This is a genomic window from Nonomuraea endophytica (assembly GCF_014203235.1).
Lineage (GTDB): Bacteria > Actinomycetota > Actinomycetes > Streptosporangiales > Streptosporangiaceae > Nonomuraea > Nonomuraea endophytica.
Genome location: NZ_JACHIN010000007.1, coordinates 268,012 through 284,284, shown reverse-complemented (window position 1 = coordinate 284,284; position 16,273 = coordinate 268,012). Strand labels below are relative to the sequence as shown.

16 protein-coding genes and 1 tRNA gene are annotated in these 16,273 nt (G+C 70.8%); 9 read left to right on the top strand and 8 right to left on the bottom strand.

Features of this window, described 5'->3' with window-relative positions; genetic code table 11:
- Positions 1 to 19: 19 nt before the first annotated feature.
- From HNR40_RS26425 to HNR40_RS26405, 5 genes are read left to right on the top strand one after another with little or no spacing between them, the layout of a single operon-like run.
- Complete coding sequence (locus HNR40_RS26425; RefSeq protein WP_312896517.1) at positions 20 to 1,660, top strand: molybdopterin-dependent oxidoreductase; 1,641 nt, start codon at positions 20 to 22, stop codon at positions 1,658 to 1,660.
- A gap of 47 nt (positions 1,661 to 1,707) precedes the next feature.
- Entirely contained in the window at positions 1,708 to 2,685 is a 978-nt protein-coding gene (locus tag HNR40_RS57370) for a LacI family DNA-binding transcriptional regulator (protein WP_184965831.1), read from the top strand.
- Positions 2,672 to 4,090, top strand: coding sequence for an arylsulfatase (locus tag HNR40_RS26415; RefSeq protein WP_184965829.1), 1,419 nt, complete (start codon positions 2,672 to 2,674; stop codon positions 4,088 to 4,090). The genes HNR40_RS57370 and HNR40_RS26415 overlap by 14 nt, the downstream gene beginning before the upstream one ends.
- 33 nt (positions 4,091 to 4,123) lie before the next feature.
- Positions 4,124 to 4,888: a toxin glutamine deamidase domain-containing protein gene (locus tag HNR40_RS26410; RefSeq protein WP_184965827.1), complete on the top strand. Its 765-nt coding sequence runs from the start codon at positions 4,124 to 4,126 to the stop codon at positions 4,886 to 4,888.
- Positions 4,885 to 5,154: an SUKH-4 family immunity protein gene (locus HNR40_RS26405; protein WP_184965825.1), complete on the top strand. Its 270-nt coding sequence runs from the start codon at positions 4,885 to 4,887 to the stop codon at positions 5,152 to 5,154. The genes HNR40_RS26410 and HNR40_RS26405 overlap by 4 nt, the downstream gene beginning before the upstream one ends.
- Position 5,155: 1 nt before the next feature.
- Here the strand turns inward: HNR40_RS26405 and HNR40_RS26400 are convergent, their stop codons facing one another.
- The 6 genes from HNR40_RS26400 to bcp all read right to left on the bottom strand — a co-directional run bounded on the left by HNR40_RS26400 (position 5,156) and on the right by bcp (position 11,207).
- Entirely contained in the window at positions 5,156 to 7,630 is a 2,475-nt protein-coding gene (locus HNR40_RS26400; RefSeq protein ID WP_184965823.1) for an ABC transporter permease, read from the bottom strand.
- Positions 7,631 to 7,635: 5 nt separating this feature from the next.
- Positions 7,636 to 8,388 (bottom strand): ABC transporter ATP-binding protein, encoded by a 753-nt coding sequence (locus HNR40_RS26395; RefSeq protein WP_312896516.1) that lies wholly within the window; start codon positions 8,386 to 8,388, stop codon positions 7,636 to 7,638.
- A gap of 109 nt (positions 8,389 to 8,497) precedes the next feature.
- Complete coding sequence (locus HNR40_RS26390) at positions 8,498 to 9,148, bottom strand: response regulator transcription factor (protein WP_184965819.1); 651 nt, start codon at positions 9,146 to 9,148, stop codon at positions 8,498 to 8,500.
- Positions 9,149 to 9,151: 3 nt separating this feature from the next.
- On the bottom strand, positions 9,152 to 10,330 hold the full coding sequence (locus HNR40_RS26385; protein WP_184965817.1) for a sensor histidine kinase: 1,179 nt from the start codon (positions 10,328 to 10,330) through the stop codon (positions 9,152 to 9,154).
- Between the two features lie 244 nt (positions 10,331 to 10,574).
- A tRNA-Leu gene (locus HNR40_RS26380) sits at positions 10,575 to 10,658 on the bottom strand.
- Positions 10,659 to 10,733: 75 nt separating this feature from the next.
- A complete protein-coding gene (gene bcp / locus HNR40_RS26375; RefSeq protein ID WP_184965815.1) occupies positions 10,734 to 11,207 on the bottom strand; it encodes a thioredoxin-dependent thiol peroxidase in 474 nt (157 codons plus the stop codon).
- A 79-nt stretch (positions 11,208 to 11,286) separates the two neighbouring features.
- Here bcp and HNR40_RS26370 point away from each other — a divergent pair, with 79 nt between their 5' ends.
- The 3 genes from HNR40_RS26370 (at position 11,287) to HNR40_RS26360 (ending at position 13,106) form a co-directional block, all read left to right on the top strand.
- Positions 11,287 to 11,613 (top strand): DUF3618 domain-containing protein, encoded by a 327-nt coding sequence (locus tag HNR40_RS26370; RefSeq protein ID WP_184965813.1) that lies wholly within the window; start codon positions 11,287 to 11,289, stop codon positions 11,611 to 11,613.
- A gap of 104 nt (positions 11,614 to 11,717) precedes the next feature.
- Positions 11,718 to 12,218: a nuclear transport factor 2 family protein gene (locus tag HNR40_RS54975; RefSeq protein ID WP_184965811.1), complete on the top strand. Its 501-nt coding sequence runs from the start codon at positions 11,718 to 11,720 to the stop codon at positions 12,216 to 12,218.
- A 111-nt stretch (positions 12,219 to 12,329) separates the two neighbouring features.
- Positions 12,330 to 13,106, top strand: a complete 777-nt coding sequence (locus tag HNR40_RS26360; protein ID WP_184965809.1) for a MerR family transcriptional regulator — start codon at positions 12,330 to 12,332, stop codon at positions 13,104 to 13,106.
- Between the two features lie 331 nt (positions 13,107 to 13,437).
- Here HNR40_RS26360 and HNR40_RS26355 read toward each other — a convergent pair whose 3' ends face one another.
- Positions 13,438 to 14,436 carry a GlxA family transcriptional regulator gene (locus HNR40_RS26355; RefSeq protein WP_312896515.1) on the bottom strand — a complete coding sequence of 333 codons (999 nt, stop codon included), beginning with the start codon at positions 14,434 to 14,436 and terminating at the stop codon, positions 13,438 to 13,440.
- A gap of 132 nt (positions 14,437 to 14,568) precedes the next feature.
- On the opposite strand from HNR40_RS26355, the gene HNR40_RS26350 reads away from it, so the two are divergent.
- A complete protein-coding gene (locus tag HNR40_RS26350) occupies positions 14,569 to 15,795 on the top strand; it encodes an MFS transporter (RefSeq protein WP_184965805.1) in 1,227 nt (408 codons plus the stop codon).
- Here the strand turns inward: HNR40_RS26350 and HNR40_RS26345 are convergent.
- Entirely contained in the window at positions 15,761 to 16,258 is a 498-nt protein-coding gene (locus HNR40_RS26345) for a pyridoxamine 5'-phosphate oxidase family protein (protein WP_184965803.1), read from the bottom strand. The two genes, HNR40_RS26350 and HNR40_RS26345, sit on opposite strands and share 35 nt — an antisense overlap.
- Positions 16,259 to 16,273: the final 15 nt, after the last annotated feature.

The window sequence follows — 16,273 nt, the reverse complement described above, 5'->3', positions numbered from 1 at the left end:
ACTGGCGTAGCGTCGGGGTGTGCGTAAAAGTGTGGTTCCCGCGTGGGCGGGAGCGTTGGCCGGGCTCGTCGCCGGGGCCGTGGCGCTGGGCGTGGCCCAGCTGGTCGCGGCCGTCGTGCGGCCCGAGGCCTTTCCCGTGGTGGCCGTGGGCGACGCGGTCGTGGACCTGTCGCCCGCTCCGGTCAAGGACTGGGCCATCGCGACGTTCGGCGAGAACGACAAGACCGTCCTGGTCGCGGGGGTGCTCGTGCTGCTCGCGGCGGCCGCCGCGGGTCTCGGCGTGCTGGCGACCCGGCGGATCGGGTACGGCCGGGCGGGGCTGGCCGCCTTCGCCGTCATCGGGGTGTGGGCGGCGCTGACCCGTCCTGACGCCGGTCCGGCCGACGTGCTGCCGACCGTCGCCGGGCTCGGGGTGGGGATCTGGGTGCTCGGCTTTCTGGTACGGCGGGCGTACGGAACGGCCCCGGCGGTCGCTCAGGAGCCGGCCCGCCCCGGAGCGACCGGTAGCGGACCGGCCGGGGACGGGTCGGATGGGGACGGACCGGCTGGGGATGGGCCGTCTGAGTGGCCTACGGTTCATGGGGCTGACAGTGTCTTTGATCGGCGGCGGTTGCTGGTCGGGGCGGCCGGTGGTGTGGTGGTCGCGGGGGCCTCGACCTTTCTGGGCCGGGCCTGGTCCGGGTCCGAGGCGATCGACGCCGCCCGCGGCGGTGTCACCTTGCCGAAGGCCGCCACGCCCGCCGCGCCGCTCCCGCAGGGCGTGGACTTCCGGCTCAACGGCCTCACCCCCTTTGTCACGAAAAATCGGGACTTCTATAGGGTCGATACCGCGCTGATCCTGCCCAGGATCGACCCCAAGGAGTGGCGGCTGCGCATCCACGGCATGGTCGACCGCCCCATCGAGCTGACCTACGCCGACCTGCTCAAACGTCCCCTCACCGAGGCCGACGTCACGCTCACCTGCGTGTCCAACGAGGTCGGCGGCGACCTGGCCGGCAACGCCCGCTGGCTCGGCGTGCCGCTGGCCGCCGTCCTGCGCGAGGCGGGCGTCCAGCGCGACGCCGACATGCTGCTGTCCACCTCCGACGACGGCTGGACCTGCGGAACTCCGGTGGACGTGGTCATGGACGGCAGAAACGCGCTGCTGGCCGTCGGCATGAACGGCGAGCCGCTCCCGCTCACCCACGGCTTCCCGGTGCGGCAGGTCGTGCCCGGACTGTACGGGTACGTCTCGGCCACCAAGTGGGTGGTCGACATCAAGGTCACCCGCTTCGACCGGGACGAGGCCTACTGGACGCCGCGCGGCTGGTCGGCCAAGGGGCCCATCAAGACGCAGTCGCGCATCGACCTGCCGGGGGACGGGGCCAAGGTGGCGGCGGGCCGTACCACGATCGCGGGGGTGGCGTGGGCGCAGCACACCGGGGTGGACGCCGTCGAGGTGCGGGTGGACGGCGGCGCGTGGCAGCAGGCGCGGCTGGCGCAGGCGCCGACCGCCGACACCTGGCGGCAGTGGGCGCTCGACTGGCAGGCCACGCCGGGCGAGCACACGATCCAGGTGCGGGCCACGGACGCGGCGGGCCGTACGCAGACCGAGGAGAAGGCGCCGGTGGCGCCGGACGGCGCGAGCGGGTGGCACACGATCTCCGTGCGGGTGGGCTGAGCGGACGTGCCGTTGACGGCATGGCGTTAAACGTTTAACAATGGCGTGTGCCGCCCAAACCGACCGTCCGTGACGTCGCGCGCCTGGCCGGTGTCTCGGTGGCGACCGTCTCCTATGTGCTGAACAAACGCGACGACGGCCGCGCCCGGCCGGAGACCCGTGAGCGGGTGCTCGCCGCCGCTGCGGAGCTCGGCTACTCGGCCAGTTTCGCCGCCCGGGGGCTGCGGCGGGGGCGGACCGAGCAGGTGTACGTGGTGCCTCGGCGGCCGGGCTCGCCCTTCGCCGCAGCCCTGGCCCGCGACCTGGCGGCGGTGGCCGAGCGCCACGGGTACGCGACCGCGATGTTCGTCCAGGGCGACTGGGAGGGCTACCTGCGCCGGCACGTCGCCGACGGGGCCGCGATCGATCTGTGGCACCGGCGCGGCTTCGACCAGGCCAGGCTCGAACCGCTCGTCGGGATGGGGCTGGCGCTGCTGGTGTTCGGCAACGGGATCGAACCCGACGGCTTCGACGTGGTCCGCAGCAACGAGCTGCAGGCCTGCGAGGAGGCCATGAGATACCTGGTCGGGGCCGGGCACCGGCGCATCGCCTGCCTGCGCCGCTGGCCGGGCGAGGGGCAGGACGACTACCGGGCGGTGCGTTTCGAGGCCTATCAGAATGTGCTGGGGGAGCTGCCCGAGGAGTGGCTCATGCCGTACACGGACAATTCCTGGGAACGCGGGCACGACGCCGCGCTCGCGCTCCTCGACCGGCCCGACCGGCCCACCGCCGTCTTCGCGCTGAGCGACTCCGCCGGGGTCGCCGCCTGCTGGGCGGCGCGCAGCCTCGGCCTGCGCGTGCCCGACGACGTGGCCATCGTCGCCGTCGGCGGCGTGCACGAACCGGCCACCCGGGTGACGTTCGTCGAACCCGACCGCATGGACTTCACCCCCGCCGCCGACCTGCTCTTCGACCGCCTGAGTGATCCCGGCCCCGGCCGGGTCCTGTTCCAGAACTGGAGTCTCGTCCACCGTGGCACAGCCTGACATCCTGGTGATCTTCACCGACCAGTGGCGGGGCGACTGCCTGTCGATCGACGGCCACCCCGTCGTCGAGACGCCCTTCATCGACCGCTGGGCCTCCGGCGCCCGCCGCTTCACCAGGGCCTACTCCGCCAACCCCACCTGCGTCCCGGCCCGCGCCTCCCTCATGACCGGCCAGCGCGCCACCACCCACGGCCGCGTCGGGTACGCCGACGGCGTGCCCTGGGACTACGAGACCACCATGGCCGGAGCCTTCACCGAGCACGGCTACCGCACCCACGCCATCGGCAAGATGCACGTCCACCCCGAGCGCCACACGCTCGGCTTCGAAAGCGTCGAACTCCACGACGGCTACCTGCACCACGCCCGCCGGCACGCCGCCGACCTGGCCGACATCGACGACTACGTGCCCTGGCTGCGCGCGGCCACCGGCCGGGCCGACGCGGACTACGCCGAGCACGGCGTCGACTGCAACAGCATCGTGGCCAGGCCGTGGGACAAGCCCGAGTGGCAGCACCCGACGAACTGGGTCACCCAGCGGACCGTGGACTTCCTGCGGACCCGGGACCGTTCGCGGCCGTTCTTCCTGTTCACCAGCTTCCATCGGCCGCATCCGCCGTACGATCCGCCGGCCTGGGCGTTCGAGCAGTATCTGGAGCGCGAGATGCCGCCGGTCCCGGTGGGGGAGTGGGCCCGGGACATGTGGGGCGACAGCGGCAATCCGTATGATCCGGCTTCGCCGTACCTGGAACTGCCGGTCGTACGGCACCAGCGGGCCAGAGCCGGCTACTACGGGCACATGTCGCACATCGACCAGCAGGTCAACCGCATCCTCGAAGTGCTCGCCGAGGAGGGGGCCGACAACACGATCGTGCTGTTCACCTCCGACCACGGGGAGCTGATGGGCGACCACCACCTCTACCGCAAGTCGCTGCCCTACGAGGGTTCGGCGCGCATCCCGTTCATCCTGGGCGGTCCCGGCATCGCGCCGGGAGTGGACACGCGGGTGGTGGAGCTGCGCGACGTCATGCCGACCCTGCTCACCGCCGCCGGGCTGCCGGTTCCGGCCGGAGTGGAGGGGCGCGACGCGGTCGCCGGGCCGCCGCGCCCCGTCCTGCACGGGGAGCATGTGATCTCCGCGCGGGCCGGGAGCGTGCACTGGCTGACCGACGGGCGGTGGAAGTACGTCTGGCGCAGCGGTGACGGGCGCGAGCAGCTGTTCGACCTGGCCGATGACCCGGACGAGCTGCGCGAGCTGCCGGTCGGCGGGCCGTGGCGGGCCATGCTGGTGGAACGGCTGCGCGGCCGTCCCGAGGGCTTCGTCCGGGACGGCGAACTCGTCGCCGGGCGCCCGGTCGGCGCGGTGCTGCCCGCGAGCTGGGTCCGAGAGAATCGGGCAACTCGCTGACTCAGCGCGACCGGGCCTCTACGATCGGGCGTCGTGTTCCGCGACCGAAAGCCCGGCAACCGGTGGAGCCTTCCAGGCGGGCACTACAACCCGCTGGTCGCCGACGGCGTGCGCTGGCGCGACTACGAGCTGGCCGCCGACTCGGCCCTGCCCGGCGGCGTCGACGACTTCACCGGGGAAGACTGGTTCGACCTGCCCGACCGGCCGCCCCGGCTGGCGGAGTGCCGGCCGTACGGGCTGCCGGGTGGGCTGGCGCATCCCGACCCGCAGGTCGAGCAGGACCTGATCCGGGCGGTGCCGTCCGGCAGCCGGTTCCCCGATCCGCGCGGCACCTGGATCCGGCTGATCAACGGGGAGGGGCCGGCGGACGACCCGTTCCGGGCCGGCAACGCGGTGGACTGCGCGCTGGCGGTGCTGTCCACCTGGCACGGCGAGCCGGCGGCGGCCGCGCCCCGGCTGCCTGAGTACGACCGCGTCGGCCGTCCGCTGCTGACCGGCGAGGACGGCGGCATCGCCAGGATGGAGCGCTGGGTCGGTCAGCGGTTCGAGTGCGCGGGACAGGGGCGGCACGCCTACCCGCCGATCGCCCGGCGGCTGGTGGAGGCCGGGCACGGGGCGGCGGCGGTGCTGGTGGTGCGCTGGCCGGGCGGCGGCGCCCACGCGTGGAACGCGGTCAACATGTCGGGAGAGGTGATCTGGGTGGACGCGCAGCGCGGTCACATGGCGGTCGAGCCGCCGTACACGACGGTGACGGGCGTGTTCTGCGTGGTCGTGGATCGGCAGGGGCTGCCGCGGTGAACCTCGACCAGGCCCGCGCGGTCGCGGAGGAGTACTTCAACGGCGTCCGGTCGGCCGACAAGGCGGTCTCGGTGGGGCTCCACGCCTTCCGGGACGGGTATGTGGCCTGGGTCCGAGAGCTCGAACCGGCCGACCCCGCCCAGCTGCCCGAGAGCGTCGGCGGCGGCTGCGTCGTCATCGACGGGACCACCGGAGAGGTGACGATCCGGCCACTGCTCGACCCGGAAACGGTCGCCGAGCAGTGGCCGGGCCGTACCCCCCGATGAGCTAGCCGGCGGCCAGCGAGCCGACGATCGAGGCGCGGGCGGCGCGGCGCGCGGGCAGGACCGCGGCGAGCACGCCCGCCACCCCCGACAGCGCCACGAAAAGCAGCACCTGCCCGATCGGCAACTGGTAGACGGCACCGTCGATCATGGCCTTGACCGCGGCCCAGCCGAAGACGGCGCCGAGCAGCACCCCGACCAGCGCCCCGATGAGCCCGAGCACCAGCGCCTCGACCGAGAGCATCCGGCGCAGCTGCGGCCGGGTCAGGCCGAGCGCCCGCAGCAGGGCCGACTCGCGGGTGCGCTCGTGCACCGACAGCGAGAGCGTGTTGGCGATGCCGAGCAGCGAGATGAGGATGGCCAGCCCCAGCAGCGCCGTGATGATCATCAACACCATGTCGAGCGCGTCGTCGAACTGCCCGCGCACGTCGGTGGAGCTCTGCACCTGGACCGTCGGGTAGGCGGCGGTGGCCGCCTGGACGAGCTTGCGGGCCTGCTCGGGCGCGACGCCGTCCTTGATGTTGACCATCACGCGGGAGTCGAGCGCGCGGGCGAACTGCTTGTCGAAGGAGCTCTCGGGCAGCGTGACGCTCGGCAGCGGGGTCTCCTCGCCGTCGAGGAGTGCCACCACCGTGAGCCGCTCGCCCTTCAGCATGATCGTGCCGCCGGTCTTCACCCCGAGGTCCGTGGCCAGATAGTCGGTCAGGGCCACCTGGCCAGGCCCGAAACCGGCCAGGGTGCCGCTCTTGACGACCGGCTTGAGCGGGCCCGACCAGGTCCCGACGTCGAACTTCTTGCCGCCGACCTTGGCCGTGCTCTCGCGGATCGAGACCACCGCGCTCAGCTCGGGCAGGCCACGCAGCTTCTCGGCGACCTCCCGGGGTACGTCGGGCTCGCGCGACTGACTCATGATCATGTAGTCGACGGGGAACTGGTTGTCGAGCTTGGCGTCCATCGTCACCCGGGTGGACGCGGTGATCACCGAGATGAGCGTCATCAGCGTCACCCCGATCGTCAGCGCGACCGTGGTCGTGGCCGCGCGCTTGGGGTTGCGGCCCGAGTTGTCCACGGCGAGCCTGCCCGGCACCCCGAACAACTTGGCCGGCACCCAGCCGACCAGCGCGCTCAGCGGCTTGACCAGGACCGGCCCGAGGATCAGGACCGCCAGGAACGTCAGGGCGCCGCCGCCCATGACGACGAACAGCGAGACCATCTCGCCGGGCTTCATCATCACCCCGGCCGCGGTCGTACCGGCTCCCGCCAGCAGGAACAGCCCGGCGAAGACCATGCGCAGCGCGCCGGTGCGGAACGTCTGCTCCTCCACCTGCGAGCCCAGCGCGGCGATCGGGGCCACCTTGGTCGCCCCGCGGGCCGGCAGCAGCGCCGCGCCCACGGTGACCACGATGCCGACCGCCAGGCCGATCGCGATCGTCTTCGGCGCCAGCGCCACGCCCGCGCCGGTCGGCAGCGGCGCGTCGAAGGCCGCCAGCAGCGTCATCGCCAGCGCGCCGAGCCCGTAGCCGGCCAGCAGGCCGAGCACCGAGGACACCACGCCGACGATCGCCGACTCGAACAGCACCGAGCCGAAGACCTGCTGCCGGGTGGCGCCGATGCAGCGCAGCAGCGCCATCTCGCGGGTGCGCTGGGCGATGAGGATGTTGAACGTGTTGTAGATGACCAGCGCCGCCACCAGCATGGCGATCAGGCCGAACAGCAGCAGGCCCACGGTGATCATGTCGGTCGAGACGCCCGCCGCCTTCGCCATCTGGTCGGCCAGCTCCTGCCCGGTCATGACCAGGGCGCCGCCGCCGGCCACCGCGGCGACCGCCTTCTTGAGCGCGGCGGGGTCGGCGCCGGCCACGTCGATCTCGGTGAAGCCCTTCGCGCCGGTCAGCCGCTCCGCCGTCGCCGTGGTGAAACCGATCGCGCCGGTGAAGCCCAGCTCCTGGTCCAGGCCGGGGTCCAGGAGGCCGACGACCTTGAAGTCGTGGCGGGACTGGCGGTGGTCGAGCACGGTGACGGTGTCGCCGGGCTTGATGCCCTGGGCCTTGGCGGTGTTCTTGTCCACGACGGCCGCGTGGTCGTCGTTGCCGGGGCCGGTGCCGCTGACGATCGTGGCGCGGGCCAGCTCGCCGGTCGGGATCGAGACGGCGGTGGTCGGCAGGTCGCCGATGGCCTTGCCGTCCTTGCCGAGCAGGGGAGCGGGGCCGCGGATGAGACCCTGCGCGTCCCGGACGCCGGGAGCCTCCCTAATCTTGCCCAGCAGTGCCGTGGGCAGCGGCTTCTCCGCGTCCTTGGACACCACCGCGACCGCGACCCTGTCGGCCTCCGCGGTGACCTTCTGCGAGAAGCCCGCGTCGATGGTGTCGGTGAGGACGAACGTGCCCGCGATGAAGCCCACGCCGAGCGTGATCGCCAGCGAGGTCAGGAGCAGTCTCAGCTTGTGCGCGCGCAGGCCGGCCAGAGCCGTCTTGATCACCCCGCTCACCCTTCCAGCTTCATGAGGGTGTCGAGCACCGTCTGCGGGGACGGCTGCGCCAGCTCCGAGATCAGCGCGCCGTCCCGCAGGAACACCACGCGGTCGGCGTAGGAGGCGGCCACCGGGTCGTGGGTGACCATGACGATCGTCTGGCCCAGCTCGCGCACGCTCGTCCGCAGGAACGACAGCACCTCGGCGCCGCTGCGCGAGTCGAGGTTGCCCGTCGGCTCGTCGGCGAAGATCACCTGAGGCTTGCTGATGAGCGCGCGGGCCACCGCCACACGCTGCTGCTGGCCGCCGGACAGCTCGCTCGGCTTGTGCTTCAGCCGGTCCTTAAGCCCGACCGTCGCGATCACCCGGTCGAACAGCTGCTGGTCCGCCAGCCGGCCGGCGATCTCCAGCGGCAGCCGGATGTTCTGCTCTGCGGTCAGCGTCGGGAGCAGGTTGAACGCCTGGAAGATGAAGCCGATGCGCTCACGGCGCAGCAACGTCAGCTGCTTGTCGCTGAGGCCGGTCAGCTCCACGTCGCCGATGTGCACGGTGCCGCTGGTCGCGCTGTCCAGCCCGGCCAGGCAGTGCATCAGCGTCGACTTGCCCGAGCCGGACGGGCCCATGATCGCGGTGAACGCGCCGGTCGCGAACGACACGTCGACGCCGCTCAGGGCGTGCACCTGGGCGTCGCCCTGGCCGTACACCTTGGTCAGGGCTCTGGCCACCACCGCGGGCGGGGCCTGGCGCCGTGTCTCCGTGAGGGTCACGTTCACTCCTGGGTCGTGGTTCTTCGAACTCGACCCACGCTATGGGCGGAAATTTCGAGATCCATGACCCCTGAGGAGGGACTTCGTGTGCCCCTTGAGATGACGGCGGTCAGCCTTTCGGCCGATTCGACGGCACGATCAGCCCGGCCTCGTACGCATATACCACCACCTGCGCACGATCCCGTAGCCCCAGTTTCGCCAGGATGCGCCCGAGATGCGTCTTCACCGTGGCCTCCGCCACGTCCAGGCTGGCGGCGATCTCCAGGTTCGACAGGCCGCGCCCCACCATCAGCAGCACCTCGTGCTCGCGCGGCGTCAGCTCCTTCACCGCCGCCGCCTCGCCCGACGGCAGATGCGCGGCGAACCTGTCCAGCACCCGCCGCAACGTGCTCGGCGCCATCGCCGCGTCGCCCGCGTGCACCTGCCGGATCGCCGTCACCAGGTCGGCCGGGGGCACGTCCTTCAGCAGGAACCCCGCCGCGCCCGCCTTCAGCGCCGCGAACGCGTACTCGTCCAGGTCGAACGTGGTCAGCATCAGCACCTTCGGGCCGTTGATCCTGGCCGTCGCCTCGACGCCGTCCATGGTCGGCATGCGCACGTCCATGAGCACCACGTCCACCTCGGTGTGCTCCAGGACCTCCAGCGCCTGCGCGCCGTTCGCCGCCTCGGCCACGACCTCGATGTCGGGCTGGGCCGACAGCACCATCTTGAAGCCCGTGCGCAGCAGTTGCTGGTCGTCCACCAGCATCACCCGGATCATGCTTCAGGCCGCCCTCTGGGTCTGGATCGGGAGCCGGGCGAGGACCTCGAAACCGCCGCCCGGCCTGGGTGCGGCCGTGACGGCGCCGCCGTACATGGTGACGCGTTCGCGCATGCCGACCAGGCCGTGGCCGCCCGCGCTCGCCGGCGCCGCCGCGCCCCGGCCGTCGTCGGTGACCTTGACGACGAGTTCGGCTCTGCCGTACCTCAGCTCGACCAGCGCCTTCGCGGCCGGGCCGCCGTGCTTGAGCGCGTTCGTGAGCGCCTCCTGGATGATCCGGTAGACGGCGAGTTGCTGCCCCTCGGGCAGCTCGCCGGGCGCGCCGGACACCTGCAGCTCAGCAGGTACGCCCGCGCCCCTGACCAGCTCCTCAAGCTGGTTGAGACCGGGCTGGGGCAGGTAGTCGGTGCCGGGCGCGTCGTCCTGCCGCAGCACCCCCACCAGCCTGCGCATCTCCGCGAGCGCCTCACGCCCGGTCTTGGAGATGTTCTGTACGGCCAGCCGCGCCTGCTCAGGATCGGCGTCGATCGCGAACCCGGCGCCGTCCGCCTGAACCACCATGACGCTCACGTTGTGCGCCACGACGTCGTGCAGCTCCCGTGCGATCCGGGTGCGCTCGGCCGCCGCCGCGATCCTGGCCTGCTGGTCACGCTCCCGCTCGGCCCGCTCGGCCCGCTCCTCCAGGCTGACGAGGTAGCGCCGCCGGGTGTTGGCGTAGATGCCGGTGAGCCAGATCGTCGCCACGAAGATCGTCCCGGTGGTGAACATCCCCAGCGACGGGCTGTCCCAGTGCACCAGGGCCAGGAATATCCCCAGCTCGGCCACCAGCCCGGCCAGCGCCGCCCAGAGAAACCGCGCCCGGTAGGCGACCGAGAACAACGCCACCAGCACCGCGATGTTGGCCGGGATCGGATCCAGCTTCAGCAGCCACTGCACGAAGCTGATCGACGCGATCACCGCGAACGCCGGAACCGGCCGCGAACTGCGCCACAGCAGCGGCGCCAGCAGGATCGCCGACAGCCCCACATATCCGCCCATCGAGAGATAGGCGCCCGGGTCCTCAGGCCTGATGTTGCTGTACGGCACCGCCACCAACACGCACAGGCCGATGAGAGGCGACACCCACAGGGCATCGACCAGCTTGTCGTGGCGCTGCGACCACGCGCGAAACCTGCCGAACACATCCTCACGATACGTACCACCCGCGCGCTCTCTGTCCGCCTGGAGGTGGAACACGCCGTACGACCCAGGTCTGACATGAACGGCTCTTAACACCCGCCTTACCGGCCTTCCGGCAAGATTCTTCTTGGGAGCGCCTTTCAGAGGCGGGTAAAGGGAGATCGTGATGGTCGATCATGATCACGACGTCGGGCCGGGTGGCGAAGAGGAAGCGCCACCCGGCCCGATCTTTGTCCGTGGTGGGGTGTGCGGGCGGGGGGACTCGAACCCCCACAGTGTCTCCACCAACAGGACCTAAACCTGCCGCGTATGCCGATTTCGCCACGCCCGCGTCCCCGCTGCAGCAGCGGAACCCCCGTAGTCTAACTGCCCGGAGGCAGCCGGGAGCACGGGTTTTCCGCCGCCCTCAGTCCAGGCCCAGCTTCTTCTTCAGGCTCGCCACGTGGCCGGTGGCCTTCACGTTGTAGAGGGCCTGCTCGATCTTGCCGTCGGCGTCGATCACGAAGGTGGAGCGGATCACGCCCACGACCTCCTTGCCGTAAAGCTTCTTGGCGCCATACGCGCCGTAGGCCTTGTGCACCGCCAGCTCAGGATCCGACAACAGCGGGAACGTCAGCGCGTCCCGCTCCGTGAACTTGACCAGTTTGTCGGTCTTGTCCTTGGACACGCCGAGCACCACGAAGCCCTCCGCGGTCAGCTGCCCCAGATTGTCGCGGAAATCGCAGGCCTGCTTCGTGCAGCCCGGAGTCATCGCGGCAGGGTAGAAATAAAGGATCACCCGCTTGCCGCGCAGCGAGTCGAGCGAGACGGTGCTGCCGTCGGCGGCGGGAAGGGCGAACTCCGGCGCGGCGTCACCAGCTGCCAGCTTGGTTTCGGTCATGACCCAGAACCTACCGGCCTGCCCGGCGTGCCGTACGGTGACCTGACCTGACAGACTGATCGCCTGCGAGAGGAGAGCCATGGCTGACACCGACCCGGACGAGATGGAGCGGCGGATCGCGCAAACGCGCACGGAGCTCGCGCGTACGGTCGACGCCATCGCCGACCGGGTAAGCCCCAAGCGCGTCGCCGAACGCACCGTGGCCGACGTCCGGAGCCGAGCCGGGCACATCGCCACGTCCGTCGGCGACGCCCTCGGCTTCACGGCCCGGCCGGTACGCATCGAAGACGACCCTGACCACCTGTGGGACGACGAGCCGCCGAGCTTGGCGCCGGTGTTGATCGGGGTGGGGGCTGTGCTGGTGGTGGGGGCGGCCATCATGCTGTGGCGCCGGCGGCGCCGCTGAAGGGCGTGGGCCTACGCGGGGGGCGCTTCGCGCCGGGGGCTCCGGGCTGTGACAGTGGGCTCTGCCCCACACCCCGGGCGAGGGAGAACCCTCGCGCTCCCCACGTGGCTGACGTCCTGCTGTTGCGCCGGGGTGGGCGGTTTCTGACGGGAGTGGGCTCGGATCTATGCCGTCTCGCCACACCGCTGCGGCATGGTGACCACATGGGACCTGACACACACCCCAACGCCGCGCTGACCCGGCGCTTGTACGATCTGATCGGCAATCGCGATCTCACCGGCTATCTCGACATGATCTCCGACGACGTCATCTTCCACATCGGCGGCGACAGCATCGTGGCGGGCGAGCATCGCGGCAAGGACGCCATCGTCAGGCTCGGCACGCTCGTGGGCGAAGAGACGGGCGGCACCTTCAAGACCGAACTGCTCTCTGTGCAGGCCAACGACTCCTACGCCGTCACTCTGCACCGCTGGACGGCCGAGCGCCGTGGGGAGCGCGTCGAGATGGACAATTTCATCGTCTACGGCTTCGAGCGTGGGCTGGTCGTGGAACGCTGGGAGTATGTGGCTGACCAGCGCGTTCACGACGATTTCTGGCGCCCTTGACGCGAAGGTGGCCGGTGAGCGCGGTCGGTGCCGTGTGAGGGTGGGCGTGCCGTCGCGGTCTTGGGTTTGGGAGACTGTGGCCGTCCGTGATCCGGGGGGTGCGCTGAGGCGATGGTGGATGGGCTGACGATCGGTCAGGCGGCGGCGTTCGTCGGGGTCACGATCAAGACTGTGCGGCACTATCACCGGCTCGGCCTGGTCACGGAGCCAGTGCGGGACAGTTCTGGTTATCGGCGTTATCGGTCGGGTGATCTGCTGCGGCTGGTTCAGGTTCGGACGCTGGCCGAGGCTGGTGTGCCGCTGGCTGAGATTGGTGACCTGCTTGACGCTGACTCCGAGCGGTTCGCCACTGCTCTGGATGATGTGCGTCGGCGGCTGACCGACCGTATCGAGGACCTGATCGCGCGGCGTGACACGCTGCACCGTCTTGCCCATGGTGATCGGGTCCTGCTGCCTGATCGGGCTTGCGTGCTCTTGGAGCGGCTTGTTGAGCTCGGCTTCGGTCCCGACTATGTGGCCGCGCAACGGGAGGCTCTGGTGCTGACCCGTGCGCTGATGCCGGAGGTCTTCGACGGCTTCCTGCGGCAGCTCGAACGACGGTTCGACGATCCTGAGTTCGTCGAGGTGACCAAGCGTGGCCTGGAGGCCAGGACTTGGGATCCCGACGATCCGCGGATCGAGGAGCTGGCTTCCACGCTGGCCGAGAAGCTGCTGGCCGATCGGGCCTCGCTGGCCATGCCGGACGGGTTTCGCCACCAGCCTGACGCCGCGTCCCGATACGGGCTGGTCAACCACCATCGGGAAGACCAGGAGCCGGCTCTTGCCCGGCTCAACGCGCTGGTCGAGGCGAACCTGCGTGCGGCCGGCGTCGAGATTCCACGCCAGTAGTAGCCGCTCGGCCCGGCATCGGGACGACCTGCCCCTAGCGGTCCTCGGGCCGGGGCGCTGTCGCGGATCAAGCAGGGCGTCGGTGCCGGAGGGCAGGAACATGGCCTTGTGCGGGGCGAGTCGGGTGGGTCCCGACGACACTGCCGCCTGCCGCCAAAGAGGAACGGGTCGTGCGGGCTGCCGATAGTGGCCGGGCCGTGTGTGCCCCCATGAGGAGCGGAGCCGTGGGTGCTGCCAGGCGAGGAGCGGGTCGTCGGTGCGGCCAAGGGGACGGGCGCGGACTGCTGGCGGGGTTGTTGCGGGAGCCGTACCTGCGACCTAGGAGTTGACGTCAGCGGAACGAGCGGCGGTAGGCGGCGGGGGTGGTGTTGAGGGCGGTGTGGAAGCGGCGGCGGAGGTTGACCGCTGAGGAGAGGCCGACGCGGGTGGCGATGGTTTCGACGGGGAGGTCGGTGTCTTCGAGGAGTGCGCGGGTGGTGGCGAGGCGGCGTTCGAGGAGCCAGCGGGCGGGTGGGACGCCGAGTTGGTCGGCGAACTGGCGGGTGAGGGTGCGGGGGGAGACGCCGGAGAAGGCGGCCATGTCCTCGACGGTGATGGGGTTGGCCAGGTTGGCGAGCAGCCATTCCAGCAGGCCTGCCAGGGAGTCGGGCATGGGGCCGGTTGTGGGGAGTGGCGGGTATTGGCGTTGGCAGCCTTCGCGGCGGGGTCCGGCGGCGAGCTGGCGGCCTATGCGCATGGCGTGGGATGCGCCGTGTTGCTGGAGTACCTGGTGGAGGCAGAGGTCCAGGGTGGCGGCCGAGGCTCCGGCCGTGGCGACGTCGCCGTGGTCGACGTAGATGACGGTGTCGTCGGGGACGATGCGGGGGTGGCGTGCTGCCAGGTCGGCGCTGAGTTCCCAGTGGACCGAGGCGCGGCGGCCGTCGAGCAGGCCGAGGGCGGCGGGGATGTAGATTCCCGCGCAGACCGCGACGATTCGGCCGCCTCGGGCGTGGACTCCGGCTACGGCGTCGAGTACGGCGGGCGTGGGCGAGACCGTCCAACTCGCGATGATGACGGTGTCGGCGGTGTCGAGGGCGTCGAGGCCGTGTTCGACGTGGATGGGGCTGCCGAGGGTGGTGGTGAGCGGGCCGGGGCGTTCGGCGCAGAGGCGGAAGCTGTAGTGCTGGGGGATCTCCTGGCCCTGGTAGCCGAAGACCGCCGACGCGGAGGTGACCGGGTAGAGCTCCTGGTTCTCGCCTACCAGCGCGACGACGCGGTGCGGGTTGGGCGGGGGCGGCGCTGGAGGGCATACCGGGAGTGTGATCGGGGGGCGCGTTGTTGATGTCGTCACGGGTGGCGCCGAGAGCGGGGGCGCTGGGAGTGGGGGCGCGGCGGGCGGCGCTGAGGGCATGACGCAAATGTACCTAATGATGTCATCTGCGACACCAGTGCTCTGATCTGGAAATATCCAGACTTGTTGCTTATGTGGACGAAGAGTTTCACCCTCTACTTCGGCGCCCGGACGATCTCGCTGCTCGGTGACGCCATGATGCCCGTCGCCGCCGCCCTCGCGGTCGGTCAGGTGTACGGCATCGCCGGAGTCGGCTATGTGCTGGCCGTCTGGACCGCCTCCGCCGTCCTTGTCATGCTCTTCGGCGGCGTCTTCGCCGACCGTTTCGGCGCCAGGACCATCATGATCGGCGCGGACGTGTTGCGTATCTTCAGCCAGGGCGCGGTGGCGGTCGCCTTCCTGGACGGGGCTCCGCCGTTCGCCCTGTTGCTGGCCATGGCGTTCTTGTCGGGTATCGGGGCGGGGATGTTCGAGCCTTCGGTGAACGGCATGGTGCCGCTCGTCGCCCGGGATCCGCAGCGGGCCAACGCCACCTTGAAGATCGCCGAAGCCATCACCCATCTGGCCGGTCCGGCGCTGGCCGGGATCCTGGTGCTGGCGGCCGGACCGGTCTTCGTCTACGCCCTGGACTCGGGGACGTTCCTGGTCAGCGCGGTGCTCCTGCTGCTGGTACGCGTGGCCGTACCCAAGCCGGAGCCCTCGGACGTGCTGAGCGATCTGCGCAGAGGGTGGCAGGAGTTCAAGGCCAGGAGCTGGATGTGGTCGGTCATCCTGGTCTGGGTGTTCTGGGGGGTTCTGGTGGTCGGGCCGTCCGTGCCGCTGTCGTCGCAGGTCATCGGGGCCGACTACGGCTGGGTGATGGCGGCGCTCGGCCTGGGCACGGTGGCCGGAGGGCTGGTCGCGATCCGGCTGCGGCCGAGCAGGCCGCTGGCGGCGGGCGCGGTGGCGTTGTCGGGGTATGTGGCGGTTCCGTTGACCGTGTCGCTCGGGCCGCCGTTGCCGGTGCTGATGGCCGGGCACGTGCTTGGCGGGATCGCGCTGGCGTTCTGGTCGGTGATGTGGACGACCAGCGTGCAGACGCAGGTGGCGCCGGACGTGCTCAACCGGGTCTCGGCCTATCAGGTGGCCGGGTCGGTCGCGGGTATGGCTGTCGGCCAGGCGCTGGCCGGGCCGGCGGCGTTGGTGGTCGAGCCGCGTACCTTCCTGATGGGTTCGGCGATGGTGACCGTCGGCGTCGTGGCCGCGTTGCTGCTGATCAGGCCGGTACGGGAGCTGGGCCGTCGGCCGGTTGGAAGCCGGCCGAGCCCGGTCCCGGACAGCCTGGTCAGCCCTGGCGGAGTTCTTCGCGACGGCGGATGAGTTCCTCGACCGGGGTCGGCAGGGTCGTCTCGAAGTCGATCAGCTTCGCCCACGTGGGGGTGACGACGACGCGGTACATGCGCTCGTAGAGCGAGCGGACCTCCGCCTCCCACTCGACCCTCTGCTCGGGCGTCATCTGGTAGGTGCCGTTCGTCTGGAGGAACTCGTCCGGGATGCCCTCGACGAGGTCCAGTTCGGCCCGGCCGCGGATGAGCAGGATCTTGGGCGGGTGCACCTCGGTGTCGATCGTCAGGGCGACCATCGGGTTGAGGCGCAGGTGCCTGAGCTTCGGGGCGTTCGTCGTGGTGCACATGACGACCTCGGAGCCGTTCCAGGTGAACGAGATCGGGACATTGCGCGGCGTGCCGTCCTCGGCGGTGTAGGCCAGGCGGGTCACGTCCCGGGCCAGGAGCTCCTGGCTCATCGGACGGTTCAGGATCTCGTTGATCTTGTCCTGCTGCATGGTGGTCTCCCGGTG